The sequence below is a fragment of the Paraburkholderia ribeironis genome, assembly GCF_900019265.1.
Classification (GTDB): domain Bacteria; phylum Pseudomonadota; class Gammaproteobacteria; order Burkholderiales; family Burkholderiaceae; genus Paraburkholderia; species Paraburkholderia ribeironis.
Map to the genome: position 1 here is coordinate 92,662 of NZ_CYGX02000038.1, position 17,896 is coordinate 110,557.

Consider the following 17,896-nt stretch of genomic DNA (forward strand, 5'->3'; position numbering starts at 1 on the left):
TGCGTATTGCAGTGAACTCATGCACGGTAAATCAATACCGGGGCCTGTCATGCTTCTTTCACAATCGGCTCGTAGCGTTAGCGCTCTATTTAACCGCTGGCATTTTTTTGCCAGCTTAGCGAGCCCGCCTTTGCCTTCATCCAATTCATTGTCGGCGGTCGCGCCGGCTTGTCCCGAAACGGTCTGGATCGTGCCGCTGCAACAACATCCATGGTACGACCATGTGCGCCTGAAACGTGTCTTCGTCACCGACGGCACGCGCCATCAGGTCGTGCTGGTCGACATGCGCAAGCTGCTTGACTGCGCGGACCGCGACAACACCGATTACGTATTGAAGCCCGTCGCCGAATGGCATGCGGGCAAGGTCCGCGGCATTCGCGAGTTTCTCGATCCCGAAAGCACGCGCATTCCGCAGATGCCCTATGTGACGATCTCGACGCGTCGCGCGCCGGGGCTGCTCGGCTGGGTGGGTCTGGAGCGCGAAGGGGTGGTGGCGTTTCGCAATGGCCAGCATCGCGCGCGCTATCTGGCCCAGGCCGGCGCGCGCTGGTGTCCGGTGGAGGTGCACGAGCGTGAGGCCGTGCTGCTGCGCGAAATCTGCGGCGCCGCCGATGACGCCCGCACGGCGATCCGCACCATGCCGCTCAGCCACGACGGTGGCGCCTAGCGCCCGATGCCTCGCGCGTCACATCTGGCCGGCTGTGCCTAAGTCGCCGCGCTTACGGTGTTGCGCGGCGTACCGGCCTGCCAGGCCGCGACGTTATCGAGCGTGGTCTGGGCGATCTCGTTCATCGCCTCGCGCGTGAAGAACGCCTGATGCGCGGTGACGATCACGTTCGGGAACATCAACAGACGCGCGAGCACGTCGTCCTGCAATGGCAGGTTCGAGTGATCCTCGAAGAAGATGCCGCCTTCTTCTTCATACACGTCGAGGCCGAGATGGCCGAGCTGACCGGACTTCAACGCGCCGATCAGCGCATTGGCTTCGACGAGGCCGCCCCGGCCGGTGTTGATCAGCATCGCGCCGCGTTTCATCTTCGCGAGCGCGGGGCCGTCGATCAGATGATAGGTGGCCGGCAATAGTGGACAGTGCAGACTGACGATGTCGGATTCGGCGAGCAGGGTGTCGAGCGGCACGTAACGCGCGCCGAGCGCGAGCAGGTCGTCGGCGTGCGGGCCGGGATCGTGCGCGAGCACCTGCATGCCGAAGCCCGCCATGATGCGTCCGAACACCCGGCCGATCATGCCGGTGCCGATCACGCCGACGGTTTTGCCGTAGAGATCGAAGCCAAGCAGCCCATTTAGCGAGAAGTCACCTTCACGAGTACGCGCGAAGGCGCGCGGCAAGTGCCGGTTCAGCGCGAGAATCAGGCCGACCGCATGTTCGGCGACCGCGTGCGGCGAATAAGCCGGCACCCGCGCGACGGGCATGCCGAGCCGCGCAGCCGCCGCGAGGTCGACGTGATTGAAGCCCGCGGAGCGTAGCGCGATCATCCGCGTGCCGCCCGCATGAAGCTGCTCCAGCACGGTGGCGTCGACGTTGTCGTTGACGAATGGGCACACCACTTCGTAGCCCTGAGCGAGGACAGCGGTCTCGCTGTCGAGGTTCGACTCCTGGAAGTGCAGTTCGTAATCGTAGGCGGCATTGGCTTCGGTGAACGTGTCGCTGTCGTACTGCCGGCTGCTGAACAGGATCATGCGCATGTCAGACTCCGAAGAAGGCGAACCCGCTGCCAGCCAGCGCACTTATGGCGCGGCAGGCGACCAGTTCAGTATAGGTGACCGGTTCAGATAGTTACTGATTGATCGACGACGCGAGTCTGCGGTACATCGCCGACATCATTGACGAACGGCCTGAACCGATTCCGCTGACCGATGATGTGCACGCGGATGGGTACGGCACCTTCGCGGACAACTTCATGTCGCTGTTCGTGCAACTGTTCGTGCAACTGTTCGTGCAACTGTTCGTGCGGTTGCTCGTGCGGCTGGCAAACCTGAACAGGTCGGATTACGGGCCGATCGGCCGCACGAATTGCAAATTGATCGAAGCGTATGTCGAGCGTTTCAATGCGGCGACCGGTCAGGACTCGAGCGGACCAGGGTGAAAGATGACCCGTCGCGCCGTGCTGCGGCGCGAGCCGTCGCTTGTTCAGCCATGGTCAAAAAACTTGCGCAATCGCGCGGATCGGTGAATGATCGGATGAGTGGCCTCACCGGCGTCATGTCTGGTGAGGCCATGCGTTCCTTGGCGTCCTGACATTCACGTACCGATCATGCCGACTTCATCATTGTCCACCGTTGCTGCCGCAGTGCCCTGTCCGGTTGTCGAATCGCTCGACGCCATCCTTCCCGAAGAGCCGCTTCTGATGATGGGCGCCGGCCCCGTGCCGATTCCCGCCGCCGTGGCCAAGGCCAATGCGATCGTGATCAACCATCTGGGCGGCACGATGGCGAAGGTGGTGGGCCAGGTGAAGACGATGGCGCGCTACGTGTTCCAGACGCAATCGAAGTGGGTGCTCGGCGTGGCGGGACCGGGATCGGCCGCGATGGAGATGGCGATCTCCAATCTCGCGTGGGAAGGCACGCGCGTGCTGTGCATCAAGAACGGTTTTTTCAGCGACCGCATGGGCGAAATGGGCCGGCGCGTCGGCGCGCGTGTGAGCACGCTCGAAGTCGCGGACCGCTCGGTGGCGAGTCTGGACCAGGTCGCCGAGGCGATTCGCCGCGAGCGCCCCGAGATCGTCACCGTCGTGCAGGGCGAGACCTCGAACACGGTGTGGAACTACCACCTGAAGGACATCGCCGCGCTCGCAAAAGAAGCCGGCGCGCTCGTGATCGTCGATGCAGTGTGCACGTTGAGCACGATGCCGCTCCAGATGGACGCGTGGGGCATCGACGCGGTGATCACCGGCGGGCAGAAGGGCCTGTCGTCGATTCCAGGTGTCTCACTGATCGCGTTTTCCGAAGCGGCCTGGACGCGCGTGAAAGGACGCACGGCGCCCAATACGCACTGGTGCCTTGACGCGTCGCTCGCGGAGAACTTCTGGCACAACGCGGGTTATCACTACACGGCGCCGGTGTCGGGCGTGCTCGCGTTGCACGAGGCGCTGCGGCTCGTCTGTGCCGAGACGCTGGAAAAGCGCTTCGCGCGGCACCTGAAATGTTCGCTGGCGCTGCAGCAGGGCGTGACCGCGCTGGGCTTGCAACTGTATGCGCCGCAGAATTGCCGGCTCAATTCGGTGGTTGGCATCGAGGTGCCCGCTGGCTTGAGTCCCGCGGATGTCTGCGCGCATATCTCGCGGCAGCATCAGGTGGAAATCGCCGGCTCATTCGGTTTGCCGATCGTGCGGATCGGACAGATGGGCGAGCAGTGCCGCGAACACAATCTCTTTCGCACCGTGCATGCGCTCGGCAGGACGATGGTCGATCTCGGTGTCAAGGTCGATCTGCCGGCCGGTGTGGCAGCGCTGGAGCGGTCGCTTTCGGAAGGGAAGTAGGGGAATCTGCAGACGGACGGTGCCCGGGTTGTAGTTCACTGAAGACAAACCGGCGCGCCGTATTGGTCGCCCGCCTGTGCCAACGCGTACTTCAAGCCGGCGCCAGGACCGTCACAGTCCCATTCGCGCCCCGGTACTTGAGCGCACCGTCCTCGACGAACAGATAACCGCCGTCGCCAAGGCTGGCGCTCGGCGCCTTGCCGTTCCTGATCGCGATCGTGCGGCGTGCGCCGTGAAACTCCGTCGTCCCGATGCCCATGTTCATCGTGTCCGATGGATGGCCGTCGGGTCCCACGAATACATTTCCGCTGTCGCCATCCACTTGTAGAAGTGCGTGACGGTTCGGCCCCGTCTTGCTCACCGACCATGATCCGAACGCGCCGCTCTGTTCGTTCGGGCCAGTGCCGCGCAACGACATGACCGCGCCGGTGCCCGGGTTGCCGGGGTAGACCGACGGCGTCGGTGACAGCCCGAACAGCACGCTCCCTTCTCCTGCGCGCAAGTTGCGCCAGACCGTCGGCAATGCGCGCGCCGAGCTGATCGTTCTCACGCGTCCTTGCGTGCCGATGAACTCGCAATTCATCAAGGGATCGTAGACGGGCCGGTTGACAAAGCGACAGCCCATGAAGCGCACGTGCCGGGCACCCTTGGCATTGACCGCATACCGGACCTTGTCCGGATCGAGTCCATAGCCGAGCGCCGCGCCGATGATCGTCACGCCAATCGATGGCGCGTCGTCTTTGTGCGAACTTGCACCGAACTCGATTTCGTCGTAAGCGCAGTTAGTCACCTCGGCATTGACAACGCCTGTCGATGCATTTGCATCGAGCGAGACGGTGTTGCCGGAAATCGCGGCGATATGCGCCTGCAAGTCGTCGCCGTCCTTTCCTGCGCCCTGTATTGTCAGAAGCTGCCCGGCGACCATGTTCTTGCGGTCGCGCACGGTGAGCCGCTGCGTGCCTTGCTGGATCGACCCGAGCGTCGTCGCGGCGGGTGGGCCTGCAAGACCGCTCTGCTCGAAATTCGGATCGATGATGGTCCAGTCCCATGCGGGCGCCATAACCTTGAACGGAGTGCGTCCAATGGAGTTGAACACCGGCCCGATGAACTCGTTCGAGTTGCACGGTCTTTCGGTCTCGATCAGGATGCCGTGCTGCGATTGTCCGACGAAGCGGCACTTGTTCATGAACACGCACTTGTCCATGTAATTGTCGTTTGTGCCGTTGTTCTCGATACGAAAGCCGATCTGCCCGCCCGCGAATTCGACATGATCGAAGACGCAGCGCTCCAGCCACGTGGAAGTGACAATGCATGCGCGCGCAGGCGTAGCAAGACGCACATCGCGCAAATTCAAGTTGGTGATGCCCTTCGACAGTTCAATACTATTCAGACCGCCCGTGATCTGCAGATTGCGGATTTGCACATTGTCCACGTACTGCCACGTGTCGGCCAGATAGAACACGCTAAGCGCCGGGTTCAGACCTTTCACCGTCGAGCATTGCACGTCGGTTCCGCCATTGAAGATCGAACCCTCGCCTTCGATGACGAGCTGCGAGTAGAGCGGCAGCCGCGTGACGGCGGTCACGCCTGCCGGGACGCGTAGTTTTCTGCCGGTGTATCGGACGGTTTGAATGGCGCGCGTAAATGCGGCAGTGTCGTCCGTCACGCCGTCGCATTTCGCGCCGAAGGAACGGATATCGATCCCGACGTCCGGACCGGCAGTCGCGCTGCCGGGCTTGGCGTACCCGTCGGTCGTTCCTCCGGCGGCCAACAGGACGCCGGTGCCGAGCATCAAATTGCGAATCGCTTGCCTGCGTTCGTTCATCGCCACAGTCCTCGCGTGTGGTCCGGGAAATACGACAGTCTAACGATGCATAAGGCGCGATTGACGAGCTGTCTGAATTCGGCGATCGATTGACTCTGAATTATTGTTGGCGACCGAACAAAAGAGACTGCTTTTGTAAACATTGCCTTATCGTCTGATAGTTTCGATAACTGCAATACAACGGATTTCATTAATTGGGGTTCGCAATAGCGGCACGCATCCGATCGCCATGTGGCGCAGTTTGCGGAGATGGGGCACATACATGGCCAGGCAAGCGCAGAGATTATCTGCATGTAGTGGCAAACGTTTTTCCCGCTTACATATGATATTTGGAAAATCAGTTTTGCATTTAATACCTGGCTCTCCCCGCTGAATGATGGCTGAAACCGACTGTGTGGTGCACTCCCGAGATCACGCGTGCGCCGCTATTCTCATCGTCATGGCAGCCTTGCGTGGCCAACTATTCAACGACCTCCACATCTCGAATCGGGGAAGAACATGCAAGAGTTCGATGTGCTCGCTTATATTGCGCACACGTTGCGTTCGGGAGAACGTGTAGTCGTTGCCTCTATTCTCTGCCTTGCCGTCGAGCTGGTGCTACCGCATGGCAGGGTGTCGTTTGCATCACGTGCGCGCGGCTTCGTGTTTCGCATCTGTTATCTGATTATCGGTGGGCTTTTCGCCGAAGGATATGCGTCTGCGATCGGCGCACTGCATATCCGACCGCTTTTCTCGATACCGATCAGCGGCGTACTGGATGCGCCACAGCCTGTCTGGCGCGCCGTCAACATTGCCCTTGCTATCGTTGGGGCGATCGTGATCGGCGATTTCCTGTACTACTGGTTCCATCGCGCGCAGCATACCTTCGGTTTCTTGTGGCGGTTCCATCAGGTCCACCATTCGATTCGCGAGATGAATGTATGGAACGCTAATATGCATATATCAGAGGAGTTGCTCCGTCCCCTCGTTGTCACGCTCCCAATGGCACTACTAATCGATTTTCATCCACCTTTCCTGTGGTCATTGGTGGGTATGCTGATACTCATTCAGGGCACCTTTGAGCACGCGGACACGCGCGTCAGCCTTGGTCCGCTTTCCTATCTGTTTGCCGACAACCGGTTTCACCGAATTCATCATTCAATCGAATTGCGCCATTACAACCGCAATTTCGCTGCCGTTGTGACCCTATGGGACGTTTTGTTTGGAACCGCACATTTCCCGAAGAAAGGTGAATGGCCGAAAGTCGGTCTTGATTACACTGATGAACCTAACCGACTAGTGGACTATCTGATAATGCCATTCACCGTCAGCCCACCCGCCACCGTTGCGCAAGACCAATCCGCGCGGAGTTCGGAATGATGCCGCCTCTTGTCACGACCTTCGGATCGCGGCTTGCCGATGCGAGAAACAGGCCGTCCGGTTTCGACTATATGCGTCTCGCGCTCGCTGTCCTCGTGGTCGCGAGCCACACCATTAACGTTTGTTATGGTCACAAGTTCACTCAAGCGGTATGGTCCGGGCCGGCACGAGCACCACTCGCGCTTATTTTGCCGATGTTCTTTGCTCTGAGCGGCTTCCTCGTCGCCGGCAGCTTCGAACGGTGCCGCACGATCGTGTCTTTCTGCGGGCTGCGGATACTGCGCCTGCTCCCCGCATTAGCAGTAGACACGCTGATCGCAGCATTGCTGATCGGGCCGTTCTTTACAACGCTGCCACTCAATCAATATTTTACCGATCCCCAGTTCAGGGCGTACTTCCTGAACCTTCTCGGAGACGTTCACTACGCGCTGCCTGGCATGTTCGCCAGCAATCCCTGGCCCGATGCAATCAATCAGCAATTGTGGACGCTACCTTACGAACTTGCCTGTTATGTCGCGTTGACTATTGCCTCGTATGCCGGCATGGCACAACGGCCGCGTCTTTTGCTCGCCGCATCGATCGGTGCGAACGTGTTGCTCGTTGCGCTCCATCATCAGTCGAGTGCTCTGACCGTCCAGGGACCGATGCTCGTTCTCTGTTTCTTCTATGGCGTTTGCGCGTTCCAGTTTCGCAACCGGATCGTCTGGAATTCATGGCTCTGTGTGCTATCTGCCGTCGTCTCAGTGATTTGCCTATCCGTTCGCGGTGCGGATTACTTCGCAGCGCTGCCCGCCACCTATCTGACAGTCTTTCTCGGACTCACGCAGCCTAGACGCCACCGTTTTGTCGCAAGCGGTGACTACTCGTACGGCATCTTTCTTTACGGTTTCCCGATACAGCAAACGGTGGCCGCGGTGCTTGGCCCGGCCGCCCTCACCTGGTACGTTCATTTCCCGATTTCGCTCGCCCTCACACTCCTCTTTGCGATGATGTCGTGGCATGGCGTCGAAAAGCGTGCCCTGAAACTGCGCGGCGTGCTGAACCGTATCGAAGACGGTGCGTTGTACATCGCCGCCGCCGTGCCAGGAGGGCGATTTCTCGTACCGGCGCTCACTGCCCGAATCGCGAAGTCGCCGACCTTCGAATGATCGTCAGAAGGCGAGGAGAGGGGCTGAAGAAGTACAGACGGGGCGAGGAGTGGAACTGTTGGAAGGATTGCGTTGGCTCGAGGCGGTTCGATGCCCGGATCATCGTTTTCGGACAACCGCATTCGCCGCAAGGCCGGCGAGTGACGGGGCAAGGAGACGCACGCGGACTTCTTTTGCGATCGAGCGGAGCGCGGGAATGAAGAATTGGGTCTCCTTGTTGATTTATTCGCGAGCTTTAAAACGAAGTAGTGATGCTGTCTGTGAGAGTCGCCAAGTTGGCGGATGCCTTGTACTAGCTGGTCTTATCTTACAAGGCGATTTTTGAAAAAAAGAGCTACGGTTAATGGCAAGCATGGTGAAATTTTCAGAGGCGTGGGAGCACGACACGCTGCATGACACTAAATGCAACTGCCAGAATACCGACATCGCTGCGCAGGGTACGCATATCTCGTCACAATTTGCGCTGGTGCGCGATGTCATTGCACGTGAGAAGCCGTTGAATTTACCGGTATGTGGTTCTTCTCACGTTTCTTCGAAAAAAGCAGTTGCGGATAGTTCGGTGTTTCCGGCTGTCGGCGTGGATTTCCCAACGATTACGATTTCTGCAGCTTGCGCTGCGGCTGCAGGCGCATGTTGTGCAATGGCCACTATGCGGTATATCAGCGTGCCGAATGCTGAACCGGCAAGCTGGCGATCGCCGCGCCGCCGCTGGTGCAGGCATGCGGGAATTAGGCGATTTGAATCAAACCGATTGAACAATAAACGTCCGCGATTTTTCGCTGGCAGTCGGTCCAACAATCAGGTGTAGTCCATGAAACGTGACTTTGTCGTTGCGCATCCATTCAGACATCATGCACTCGAACTCTGCGCGGGCCTTTCGCGCTCGGGCGCATCCTTCCAGTTGCTGACGCCCTTCTACAAGAAAGGGCTTGGCAGTTTTGTCGCGCGTCTGCCGCTGGCGATGGGCACGCGGGCGAATGGCTACTGGCATCCTGAGATTCGCGAATCGGATGTCGTGTGTCCTCCGTGGACACAACTTCAGCGACTCGTGGTTGGCGCAATCGATCCAGACCGGTTCGCGCCCGTGTTCGATCGCGCCATCGCACGATACGTCCGCCGCAACGCACCGAAGATGCACTGTCTCATCACGTTGCAGGATTACATGCCACTCACCGTCGCGGCGGCCGCCGATACGGGCGTGAAAATCTGGTCGGATCAAATTCTTAACCAGTCGGCGAGCGCGATGCAACGGATTGGAGCGCATTATGAGTCGCTGGGTCTGACGCTTCCGAAACACGACGAAACCGAGAATCTGCGTATCGTGCAACGCTCGAGCGTGATTACCGTCCCGTCCGCCTACTGCGAAACGGGAATTGCGGATCACGTCGCCGCTGGGCGCGTCGTTCACAAGATTCCATACGGTACGTCGCTACCCAGGAAGCAAAACGAGAGCGCGGATACTGCCGCGGTCTTCAATATCGTCGCGCGTGCCAACAGTGTACGAAAGGGCGGGCACCTCGTTTTGCGAGCAGTCGAACGGTGGGGCGCGCAGTGGCGTTCAGCCCTCGACGGCAAAGAACTGCGCATCACAATACTGGGCGAGTTCGAACCAGCGCTCGCTCGCCTGCTGAGCGAGATCCGGATCCCTGACGGCATCCGGGTTGTCCACGGCAACGTGCCGCATGCGCTCGTATCGAATGTGTATTGCAGCGGACATCTTTTCCTGATGCCATCGCTTTCCGAGAGTCTTTCTCTAGCCTGTCTGGAGGCGCTTGCGTTCGGGCTTCCAATGGTGGTGACCCACTATACGGGTGTCGAGGATATCGAGGAAAACTGCGGAGTTTATGTGAGTGATGACATAGACAGCGTTGGAGCGGGTGTGCTACAGATGCTCGAGCGGCGCCGCCATTTCAGAGAGATGGGCCGCAACGCAAGACAGATGGCTGCGTCTCGCTATAGCTGGTCGGACTATCGGGACCGTATCGCGAGGCTGGCACAAGACATGGCCGCGTAGCGACAGGGCGTTCGGAAAGTGCGAAAGTTTCAGTATCCTGGCTGTCGATGGAATCAGCGTTTTCATCGTCGTCCACATTGGTATGCAAGGTTTCGCATTACCGGCCCGTTATTTGCGATGGAACCCAGAAAACCAATCGTCGAGGCCTAGCTTGAAAATTTTCGCTGACGAGGAAATTGTGTACAGTGGTCTTCAGGGCAGCACAGTGGAGTCCGCGGCTGCACCGGCGCCAATACGACTGCTTGGCGAGTCTGCCGCGCATTCGATCTTTCATGAGCCGTGGTGGCTCGATATTGCAACCGATGGCCACTGGAGCATGGCCAAGGTTCAGCGCGGTAACGAGTTGCTGGGACAGATGCCTTACTATTCCACCCGCATGGGCGGATGGAGGATTTCGCGACTGCCACCGCTCACGCGCACACTCGGCCCAGTCATCAAACCCATGGGCTTTGATTGCGCCCGTGAAAGGCGTCATCGCCAGATCGTCACTGCGGCGCTCGTCGAACAATTGCCGCAGTTCGACAGCTTTTATCAGTTGTTCGACTCGCGTATCGAAGATGCGCTCGCATTTTCACTGCGCGGTTTCACGGTATCCGCGCGCTATACGTTTCAGATCTCGCCAGAGGGCACGATCGACGAGGCCTGGGCGCGGCTGTACGGCAAAACGCGAAACGTCATCCGCAGTGCTGGCAAGAAGCTGACCGTCGCGCCGATCGCCACGCCAGCTAAATTCATGCAGTTCTATGAAACGAATCTGTTCGAACGCGCACGGTCCAACGCCTACGGCAGCAGCGTGATGCGCCAGCTCGTCGACGCGTTCGTCGAGCGAAAAACCGGACAGTTGCTGGGCGCGTACGGCCCCGGGGGGCAGCTCGTCGCCGCCATCGGTCTCGTCTGGGACCAGCATGCGATGTACTACCTGCTGTCATCGCGCACAGCCGGGGCGCACTGCGGCGCCGTCAGCCTGCTGATCTGGACGGCGATGCAGCGGGCGCTCGAACGCAAACTCACGTTCGATTTCGATGGGTTCTCGAGCGTCGGTACCTGCAGATTTCTGGAGGGATTCGGCGGTACGCTAAAGCAGCGTCTCAGTGTCGAGCGCATGAGTACGATGTATTCGGTAGTGCGGACCCTCAAGCGCCGGATCGTTTCCAGCTCGGGTACGGTGTTTGCCCACACTCTCTGACAGGCGGTCCATTGAAGGTATTGTTTGATTACGAACGGTGCGACTCGAAGTAGTCGCATACGCTGTTATTTGGCGGCCCTTCGAACTGCATTGATTAAATGGTGCGGGAAATTTGCCGACAGGAAATATCCGTGAACCCGGCTCGCAGCTGTGACGGCTACACAACTCTTCAGAAAGTGGTTTACGTCCAAGCTGTTCAGACAAAACAGCATAAGTTTCAGCCGTGCCCGCGTAGCCAAAAATGTTTCCCGATACGATGCAATAAACGACATTCGATATGTGCGGTTAAGTACCGTCAACGGGGCCGCGCACTTTTAGAGTTGCCGCAAAACCTCGGCGTGGAGAAGAAATCGAATGGCTTTTGAATATACTTTGCTTTCAGGACGCAATAGGGACGCGGGGCAGCTTCGCCTGTCCGACTATACCGGCGTGCTGCGCGCGCGCTGGCGGCTCATCATGTCTGTCGCTTTCGCGGTCTTCGCGCTCAGCGCGCTTTATGCGCTACTGGCTCCGCCCACCTATCGCGCTGACGCGCTGATCCAGGTCGACAATCAAAACACCAACACCGACCCCGCCTTCAATCAGCTCGCCGCGATCTTCAATGTGAGGACCACTTCGGACACGGAGATGGAGGTGATCGGCTCGCGGCTCGTCATCGGCGAGGCGGTGCGCAAGCTGCATCTCGACATCGAAGCGAAGCCCCGCCGTTTTCCGTTGCTGGGCGGATGGATCGCACGTTATGCGGACGACGGCCAGCTGGCCGCGCCGGTCCCCGGTCTCAGGCGCTTTGCGTGGGGTGGCGAACGTATCGACGTTTCGCGTTTCGATATTCCGTCATCGCTCTACAGCAAGCGCTTCGTCGTCACCGCCATGGACGGCGGCCGTTTCAAACTCAAAGACCCACAGGGCACCTTGGTCGCGGAGGGCGTCGTAGGCACGGTAGTGAAGGGGACTACAGCAGAGGGTCCGGTGACGCTGTTGATCGACAGGCTGGTTGCGCACCCGCGTACCGAATTTACGCTGACGCGCTCGTCCTTCCTCGACACTGTCACCAACCTCCAGAACAGTCTGACCATCGCGGAGCGAGTGAAGCAATCGGGCGTGATCGGCATTGCGTTCGAGAGCGGCGAGCGTCAGAAAGCGACCGACACAATCAATACCATCGCACTTGAGTACGTCAATCAAAACAACGCACGCAAGGAAGCCGATGCCGAGCGCTCGCTTACGCTCTTCGACAAGCAACTGCCGCGTCTGCGCGCCGAAGTGGAGGATGCGGAGCAACGCTACAACGCTTTCCGCGAAGCGCATGGCGCAGTCGATCTGGGCGAGGAAAGCCGTCTTCTGCTGCAGCAGATGGTCGACCTGGAGACCAAGGTCACGGACTTGCAACAGCAAAGCACGGATCTGGCGCAGCGCTTCAAGGGTGGGCATCCCGCAGTCGCCTCGCTCGACGCGCAGATCGCCGACCTTCAACATCGTCGGGACACATTGAGCCAGCGAGTGGCGGGGCTGCCTGCTCTCGAGCAAACCGTCTTGCGTCTGCAAAGGGATGTGCGCGTCAATACGGGCCTGTACACGAGTCTGTTGAATCGCGCGCAGGAATTGCGCGTCGCCAAGGCCGCACAGGCCGGCAACATACGTGTCGTGGATTACGCGCTGGCACCCAATAAGCCCGTCAAGCCAAAGGTGCCGCTCGTACTGGCCGTTTCCTCGGTGCTCGGCCTGCTGCTCGGCACAATATGCGCGTTCGCGCGCAACGCTGTCTCAGGCGGAGCAGAACGCAGCGACGACATCGTGACGGTGACGGGCGTGCCGGTGTCAGCCGTCGTGATGCGCAGCGACAGGCAAGCCCAGTTGCAGAAGGACGCACAACGCTCACGAGGCGGCCCCCCGCTTCTCGCGGCACATGCTCCTAAAGACGTGGCCGTCGAAGGCATACGCAATCTGCGGACCATGCTGCAGTTTGCAGACGTATCGACGACCAATCCCGTCATTGCGCTGACTGGCCCGAATTCGGAAGTGGGCAAGTCATTCATTGCTGCCAATCTGGCCGCGGTGATGGCGGCCGGTAAGCGCGTTGTCATTCTCGACGCCGACATGCGTCGCGGAGACGTTCACCGCTATTTCGGTGTACAAGCAAGCCCGGGACTTGCCGAGGTTCTCGAAGGTGCCGTCGCTGTGGAAGACGCGTTGATCCGCGAGGTCGCACCGGGCGTGGACTTGCTGCCTTGCGGCGCCTATCCCTCGAACCCTGCCGATCTGCTGAACTCGGCGCGCTTCGCTGCTCTGATAGAGCAGGTCTCGCAGCTCTACGACAGAGTGATCGTCGATACGCCTCCCATCCTTGCCGTGACCGATGCGATGCTCGTCTGCAAGCACGCTGGCACGATCCTGATGGTGGTGCGCTACGCGAGGCAATCGCTCGAGGACATCAGTGAATCGGTAGGCCGGTTGCGCGCAGGTGGCATGGTGCCAAGCGGGATTCTTTTCAACGATATACCGCCTCACAGTACGAGCTACGCATCATATTACGGCCGCACGTAACCAGGCGCCGGTCGTATCGATACATGCCGCGGACATTGCGATGTCTGTTGGGGGTTCTTTGTTCGCCGAAGCCATATGAAGACATTTCGCCTTCTCCGTGCACTCAGATTTTCGCTCGCGCGTATGCCCATTCTCTCTGGTGTCGCGGCGAACTCTTACAACCAGGCTGTTACGGCATTCATACAGCTCGCGTCGCTGCCTTTCTTCCTGCATTACTGGGGCGCGGAGCGCTATGGCCGATGGTTGATGATTGCCGCGATACCCGCCTATTTCTCGATGTCCGATGTCGGCATCGGCGCAGTCGCAATGAACAAGACCTGCATGGCCTGGGCCAGAGGCGACGTCGATGCAGCAAAGGTGACGTTTCGCAGCGCGCTGCTCGGCATCACTTTGTTCGCGCTCGCCAGCATCGTTCTCACGGTCCTTGGCTGCGCGGTCTTTTCTCCGGCCGACAACGCGGCCGGTGGCGCGTTGGTGCTGCTAATCGCAAGCGCGCTGCTGAGCACATACTCGAGTCTGTATGACGCGTGCTTCAGGATTATCGATCGCTACGCATACGGCACGTTCATTCTGTCTTCGATCAGGCTCGTCGAATGGACTGCGGGACTCGCTGCGCTCGCATCCGGCGCGAATTTCCTCGGCGTAGCGATGGCCATGTGCGCCACGCGCCTTGTCTCGCAGGCGGCGCTCACGCTCTATGTGCACAGACTCGTGCCGCAGATCGGCATTAGCTTTACCGGGGCGTCGTGGACTGAGATACGTGCACTTTTGCCTCTTGGCCTCGCTTTTCTCGGCTTTCCGCTCGGCTATGCCCTGGGCGTCCAGGGTCTGGCTCTGCTGGTCGGAAACGTGATCGGCGCGCAGGCGCTGGTGGTCTTCGCTACCTACCGGACGCTTTCGCGCACGGTGACGCAACTCATCAACGTAGTGAGCCATTCGATCTGGCCGCGCTTTTCGATGTTGTACGGGCTTGGTCAAACCGCGCTCGCGGACCGGCTCAGGGTGCGTTCCGAACACGCGCTGATCGGCTTGTCCCTGCTCTGCCTCACCGGGATCGCGCTAGCGGGACGACCCATCATCGCTCTTTGGGGGCGCGGCGGGCTCAGTTACGAGCCGCAAGTGCTATTGCCGCTTCTCGGCGCAACCGCACTGACCGCTGTGTATCAGGTCAAGCTCGTCGCGCTGATCGCGACGAATCGCCACGTCGGCGTATCGCTGCGCTTTTGCATTGTCAGCGCATTAGCCTTGGTGATGACCCGAATGCTCCTGCCGAGTTTCGGCATCGCGGCAGCGATTGGCGCGGTCGTCGGTGTCGAGCTGGCGATGGTGGTAATCGTCAATATGGCTTTCTCAACCGCAAACGACCCGCCGCGTGCGAGCGAACCGCTCGCGTCTCGCTAAGGCGCAAAACGGTGAATGAGGTATTCATGACACGCAGTAGCAGGTTCGCCTGGATCGTTGCATTGCTCTTCATCGCGAGCATGTCGCAGTACGCCCCGACTGCCTTCAATGCGCTGGCACACGGAGAGGTTCAGATCTGGAACCTCGATGCGGCTGCAATCGAAGGCGCGGGGCCGACGAAGTACTTCAAGGACGCGTTGCTCCTGTTCCTCGCTGTCTACTGGCCAGTGGCGCTCAGCCGGCAACGGTTTCCCGCCGGCATGCGGCAGTTTCTTACCTGCTACGTCGTCTGGCTGATGCTGATGGTATCCGTGGGGCTCATTGCATTCATCGTTCAATGGAGTCCGATTTACTTTCTGCTCTCAGGTGTGCGCTGGCTGATCCTTCTGCACGCGTCGCTTGGCCTGTTCGTGCTCGCGAGAAACATGCCCCGCGAGCCGGCGGTGCAGAACAGGCTACTGGTCTTGCTGGGCGTACTCGCCGTGGTCGACGCATACGTGGCACTCAGGCAGTTTTCCCTGGGCGTGACACTGAAGGAGATCGCCTTCGCTGCAGGACGTTTGACGGGAGTCTTTAGCAATGCGGGTGTGGCCGGCACGTTCGGCGTCGCCCTTGCCATTTTCGCCCTGATCCTCGATCGCGCTTCCACACCGGGCAGGATCGGGCTGATTGCGCTCGCCATGTTCATCGCCGTGTCGTCGGGCACGCGTTCAGCGATGGTGTCGATCGCCATCGTCGCTGCACTGGTGAGCTGGGAGCTTGTCTCTTTGCGGCTCGCCCGCGCGACCAAACAATTGCTCGTCGTACTGGCTGTGCCGGTCGCTATTGCAGCGCTCGTGGGCGGCTACTTTGTGATGGTCGATGCGGTGGGACGTGGCGACATGTTTGCAGAACAGCTCAACGAAGGTGGCCGCGTGGCCAACTTCATGCTGGCGCTCTCCGACTTCAGCATTGCTGATCCTGGGGAGATGCTGGTCGGGCGCGGGCTCGGCATCGCGACCAACACGGCCATCTCGTATCAGATCGTGCAGGGCATCGACCCCTCGCAATTTCGCTTCAACAGGTTGATCGACAACACGTTTGTCACGCTGACCTTCCAGACCGGCGTGCTGGGACTGGTGTTATTCGTGGCGGGCGCCCTGGCGTTCTTCCGCTTCGTTCGGCCGGGGCCAGTCGCCTATGCGCGCGCACGCTACAGGGCGCTGCTCGTTATTACTTTGATGATGCTATTCGGTGGCAACCTTCTCGAACAGTATTTTCTGCTCACGACGCTATTCATTGCATTCGGTGATCTCTACGGCAAATTCGGACAAAACGAAGCGCATGTCTATAGCGAAGAATTTTCTAGAGAGATATTGACGAGAAGTTGATCTGAATAGCCGGACAGCGGGGTTCGCACTTCGCTGCTGGTTGTAGGCGGTACTAGTTGGCAGGCAGCTTTCCCTGCTTGCACAGAGTCGTATGGAGATGCATCTGGGCTTGTTCTTGTCCAGACTCCGACGTGTCCGCCACCGGGGGCGCGGTGTTCTTGAGTTTTTCAACGATGTGCGATGTGCGTGGACGTGATGAAACTATTAAGGAACTATCAGGAATTTAATAAGACATCAGATTAGCGGAATACGAACCGCTTTTCGATAGCAATCGCAATCGTTTATTGAGGAGAATTCCCGATGCTGGTCGTCATCGCCCCATACAGCCTCAAGTACAGTTCTCAGAACTGCAACCTTGGAGCGACACGCAAGATGGACTTTTTTTTGTCGCTTCTCGCGCGACTGGAGCACAAGATCGTGCTGGTGAACACGGCGCATGCCGAGGAGGTCTGGCAAAAACGTGAAGAGTATACGTGTCGCATTGGGGACGCCTCAGTGCGTGAAATCGTTTTGCGGAAGTATCCGGTGCGCTCGATCGGCAAGCTCCTGAACCTGTTCGAAGTGGGTGCGGTCGCAAGGGAAATCGCGCAAGACGGCGAACCCACGCTCATCTGGACTTACAACGCGTACGCGTTCGAAGCACTGCTCGCGCGCGCGCTGAAGCGGCGCTTCAACATGCCGTTCGTATTCGAGTTCGAAGACTGGGCGATGGCGCGCCGAAAATGGCATCCGAAGTCTTTTACCGATCTTCTCGCCTGGCGCTATTTACTGCCGGAGCCCGATCTTTGTCTGGCCGTCAACCGTTCGCTTCTGAAGCGCGAGCGCCGTCGCAGCGGGTGCGATGCTCAACTCTGCCCCGGCGTAGTGTCAGCGGCGCTGATCGATGCATGCATCAGGCAGCCAGCGTTCTCCGATAAACGAAGGAACCAGGTCGTGGTCGGCTATTTCGGCACGCTCAGCATCGAGAAGGGCGCTGAACGGCTGCTGGAATTAGTCGAGCACCTCGGCGATGACTTCGTTTTTCATGTGTCGGGAAATGGACCACTTGCCGAAGAGTTCGAAAGGCTTAGCGCGCGCCATCATAATTTTTTCTATCACGGATTCGTCGACGAGGATGCCGTCTATGAACTGATGGCGAATTGCGACGTCCTGCTGAATCCCCATAAGCCGATCGAGGCTATGGGTGACGGCGTATTTCCATTCAAAGTGATCGAGTATGTGGCTTCGGGCCGGTTGGTCGTCTCGACCTCACTGCCGGATGCGAATTTGGCGGCCGCATTCAAGTCCATCGTTTTCGTCGAGCACGACAAGGCATCGATCGTGTCCGTGTTGAATGCGGCAAGGCAAATCTACGAACATAGACGCCCGCGAATCGAAACGGCGGTGGCGGATGTTCGACGCCGATTTGGCGAGCAGGGACTCTTGCAGACACTCTCCGACGTTGTCGTCGCGTCCCGCGATGTCGAAACCGGCCAGATTGAAGCAGGCACGCTCGAACTGATCGAGCAGCAACGCCGAACTGCTCCAGAAGCAACCCCTTAACCAGGAAACG

14 protein-coding genes are annotated in these 17,896 nt (G+C 59.3%); 12 read left to right on the plus strand and 2 right to left on the minus strand.

The genetic code is table 11. The features are described from left to right. Nucleotides 1-49: 49 nt before the first annotated feature. A complete protein-coding gene (locus BN2475_RS17950) occupies nucleotides 50-667 on the plus strand; it encodes a plasmid fertility inhibition factor family protein (protein WP_094780846.1) in 618 nt (205 codons plus the stop codon). Between the two features lie 38 nt (nucleotides 668-705). Here BN2475_RS17950 and BN2475_RS17955 read toward each other — a convergent pair whose 3' ends face one another. Continuing rightward, nucleotides 706-1,704 (minus strand): 2-hydroxyacid dehydrogenase, encoded by a 999-nt coding sequence (locus BN2475_RS17955; RefSeq protein WP_094780847.1) that lies wholly within the window; start codon nucleotides 1,702-1,704, stop codon nucleotides 706-708. A gap of 98 nt (nucleotides 1,705-1,802) precedes the next feature. On the opposite strand from BN2475_RS17955, the gene BN2475_RS17960 reads away from it, so the two are divergent. After that, a complete protein-coding gene (locus BN2475_RS17960; RefSeq protein ID WP_094780848.1) occupies nucleotides 1,803-2,105 on the plus strand; it encodes a hypothetical protein in 303 nt (100 codons plus the stop codon). Nucleotides 2,106-2,273: 168 nt separating this feature from the next. Continuing rightward, nucleotides 2,274-3,497, plus strand: coding sequence for a pyridoxal-phosphate-dependent aminotransferase family protein (locus tag BN2475_RS17965; protein ID WP_094780849.1), 1,224 nt, complete (start codon nucleotides 2,274-2,276; stop codon nucleotides 3,495-3,497). A gap of 91 nt (nucleotides 3,498-3,588) precedes the next feature. Here the strand turns inward: BN2475_RS17965 and BN2475_RS17970 are convergent, their stop codons facing one another. Next, complete coding sequence (locus tag BN2475_RS17970) at nucleotides 3,589-5,322, minus strand: glycosyl hydrolase family 28-related protein (RefSeq protein ID WP_094780850.1); 1,734 nt, start codon at nucleotides 5,320-5,322, stop codon at nucleotides 3,589-3,591. 498 nt (nucleotides 5,323-5,820) lie between these two features. Between BN2475_RS17970 and BN2475_RS17975 the strand changes: the two genes are divergently transcribed. The 9 genes from BN2475_RS17975 to BN2475_RS18010 all read left to right on the plus strand — a co-directional run bounded on the left by BN2475_RS17975 (nucleotide 5,821) and on the right by BN2475_RS18010 (nucleotide 17,886). Beyond that, nucleotides 5,821-6,681, plus strand: a complete 861-nt coding sequence (locus tag BN2475_RS17975) for a sterol desaturase family protein (RefSeq protein ID WP_094780851.1) — start codon at nucleotides 5,821-5,823, stop codon at nucleotides 6,679-6,681. 71 nt (nucleotides 6,682-6,752) lie between these two features. Then, complete coding sequence (locus BN2475_RS17980) at nucleotides 6,753-7,829, plus strand: acyltransferase family protein (RefSeq protein ID WP_245841369.1); 1,077 nt, start codon at nucleotides 6,753-6,755, stop codon at nucleotides 7,827-7,829. Nucleotides 7,830-8,172: 343 nt separating this feature from the next. Then, on the plus strand, nucleotides 8,173-8,637 hold the full coding sequence (locus BN2475_RS33660) for a hypothetical protein (RefSeq protein WP_143325803.1): 465 nt from the start codon (nucleotides 8,173-8,175) through the stop codon (nucleotides 8,635-8,637). Between the two features lie 276 nt (nucleotides 8,638-8,913). After that, the gene (locus BN2475_RS17985; RefSeq protein ID WP_159444565.1) at nucleotides 8,914-9,843 is read left to right on the plus strand and encodes a glycosyltransferase family 4 protein; all 930 of its coding nucleotides are present in this window, start codon (nucleotides 8,914-8,916) and stop codon (nucleotides 9,841-9,843) included. An 82-nt stretch (nucleotides 9,844-9,925) separates the two neighbouring features. Beyond that, complete coding sequence (locus BN2475_RS17990; protein WP_245841370.1) at nucleotides 9,926-11,029, plus strand: GNAT family N-acetyltransferase; 1,104 nt, start codon at nucleotides 9,926-9,928, stop codon at nucleotides 11,027-11,029. A gap of 354 nt (nucleotides 11,030-11,383) precedes the next feature. Further along, complete coding sequence (locus BN2475_RS17995) at nucleotides 11,384-13,573, plus strand: polysaccharide biosynthesis tyrosine autokinase (RefSeq protein ID WP_094780854.1); 2,190 nt, start codon at nucleotides 11,384-11,386, stop codon at nucleotides 13,571-13,573. 123 nt (nucleotides 13,574-13,696) lie between these two features. Further along, a complete protein-coding gene (locus BN2475_RS18000) occupies nucleotides 13,697-14,974 on the plus strand; it encodes a lipopolysaccharide biosynthesis protein (RefSeq protein WP_094780855.1) in 1,278 nt (425 codons plus the stop codon). A 197-nt stretch (nucleotides 14,975-15,171) separates the two neighbouring features. Then, on the plus strand, nucleotides 15,172-16,344 hold the full coding sequence (locus tag BN2475_RS18005) for a hypothetical protein (RefSeq protein WP_143325804.1): 1,173 nt from the start codon (nucleotides 15,172-15,174) through the stop codon (nucleotides 16,342-16,344). A gap of 300 nt (nucleotides 16,345-16,644) precedes the next feature. Beyond that, nucleotides 16,645-17,886, plus strand: a complete 1,242-nt coding sequence (locus tag BN2475_RS18010; protein ID WP_094780857.1) for a glycosyltransferase — start codon at nucleotides 16,645-16,647, stop codon at nucleotides 17,884-17,886. The last annotated feature ends 10 nt before the right edge of the window (nucleotides 17,887-17,896 follow it).

What these genes read in the sequence shown, in the direction of transcription:
- BN2475_RS17990 (WP_245841370.1), top strand. Translation starts at nt 9,926, where the DNA reads ATGCAAGGTTTCGCATTACCGGCCCGTTATTTGCGATGGAACCCAGAA.
- BN2475_RS17970 (WP_094780850.1), bottom strand. Translation starts at nt 5,322, where the DNA reads ATGAACGAACGCAGGCAAGCGATTCGCAATTTGATGCTCGGCACCGGC.
- BN2475_RS17955 (WP_094780847.1), bottom strand. Translation starts at nt 1,704, where the DNA reads ATGCGCATGATCCTGTTCAGCAGCCGGCAGTACGACAGCGACACGTTC.
- BN2475_RS33660 (WP_143325803.1), top strand. Translation starts at nt 8,173, where the DNA reads ATGGCAAGCATGGTGAAATTTTCAGAGGCGTGGGAGCACGACACGCTG.
- BN2475_RS17995 (WP_094780854.1), top strand. Translation starts at nt 11,384, where the DNA reads ATGGCTTTTGAATATACTTTGCTTTCAGGACGCAATAGGGACGCGGGG.
- BN2475_RS18000 (WP_094780855.1), top strand. Translation starts at nt 13,697, where the DNA reads ATGCCCATTCTCTCTGGTGTCGCGGCGAACTCTTACAACCAGGCTGTT.
- BN2475_RS18010 (WP_094780857.1), top strand. Translation starts at nt 16,645, where the DNA reads ATGCTGGTCGTCATCGCCCCATACAGCCTCAAGTACAGTTCTCAGAAC.
- BN2475_RS17950 (WP_094780846.1), top strand. Translation starts at nt 50, where the DNA reads ATGCTTCTTTCACAATCGGCTCGTAGCGTTAGCGCTCTATTTAACCGC.
- BN2475_RS17965 (WP_094780849.1), top strand. Translation starts at nt 2,274, where the DNA reads ATGCCGACTTCATCATTGTCCACCGTTGCTGCCGCAGTGCCCTGTCCG.
- BN2475_RS17980 (WP_245841369.1), top strand. Translation starts at nt 6,753, where the DNA reads ATGCGTCTCGCGCTCGCTGTCCTCGTGGTCGCGAGCCACACCATTAAC.
- BN2475_RS17975 (WP_094780851.1), top strand. Translation starts at nt 5,821, where the DNA reads ATGCAAGAGTTCGATGTGCTCGCTTATATTGCGCACACGTTGCGTTCG.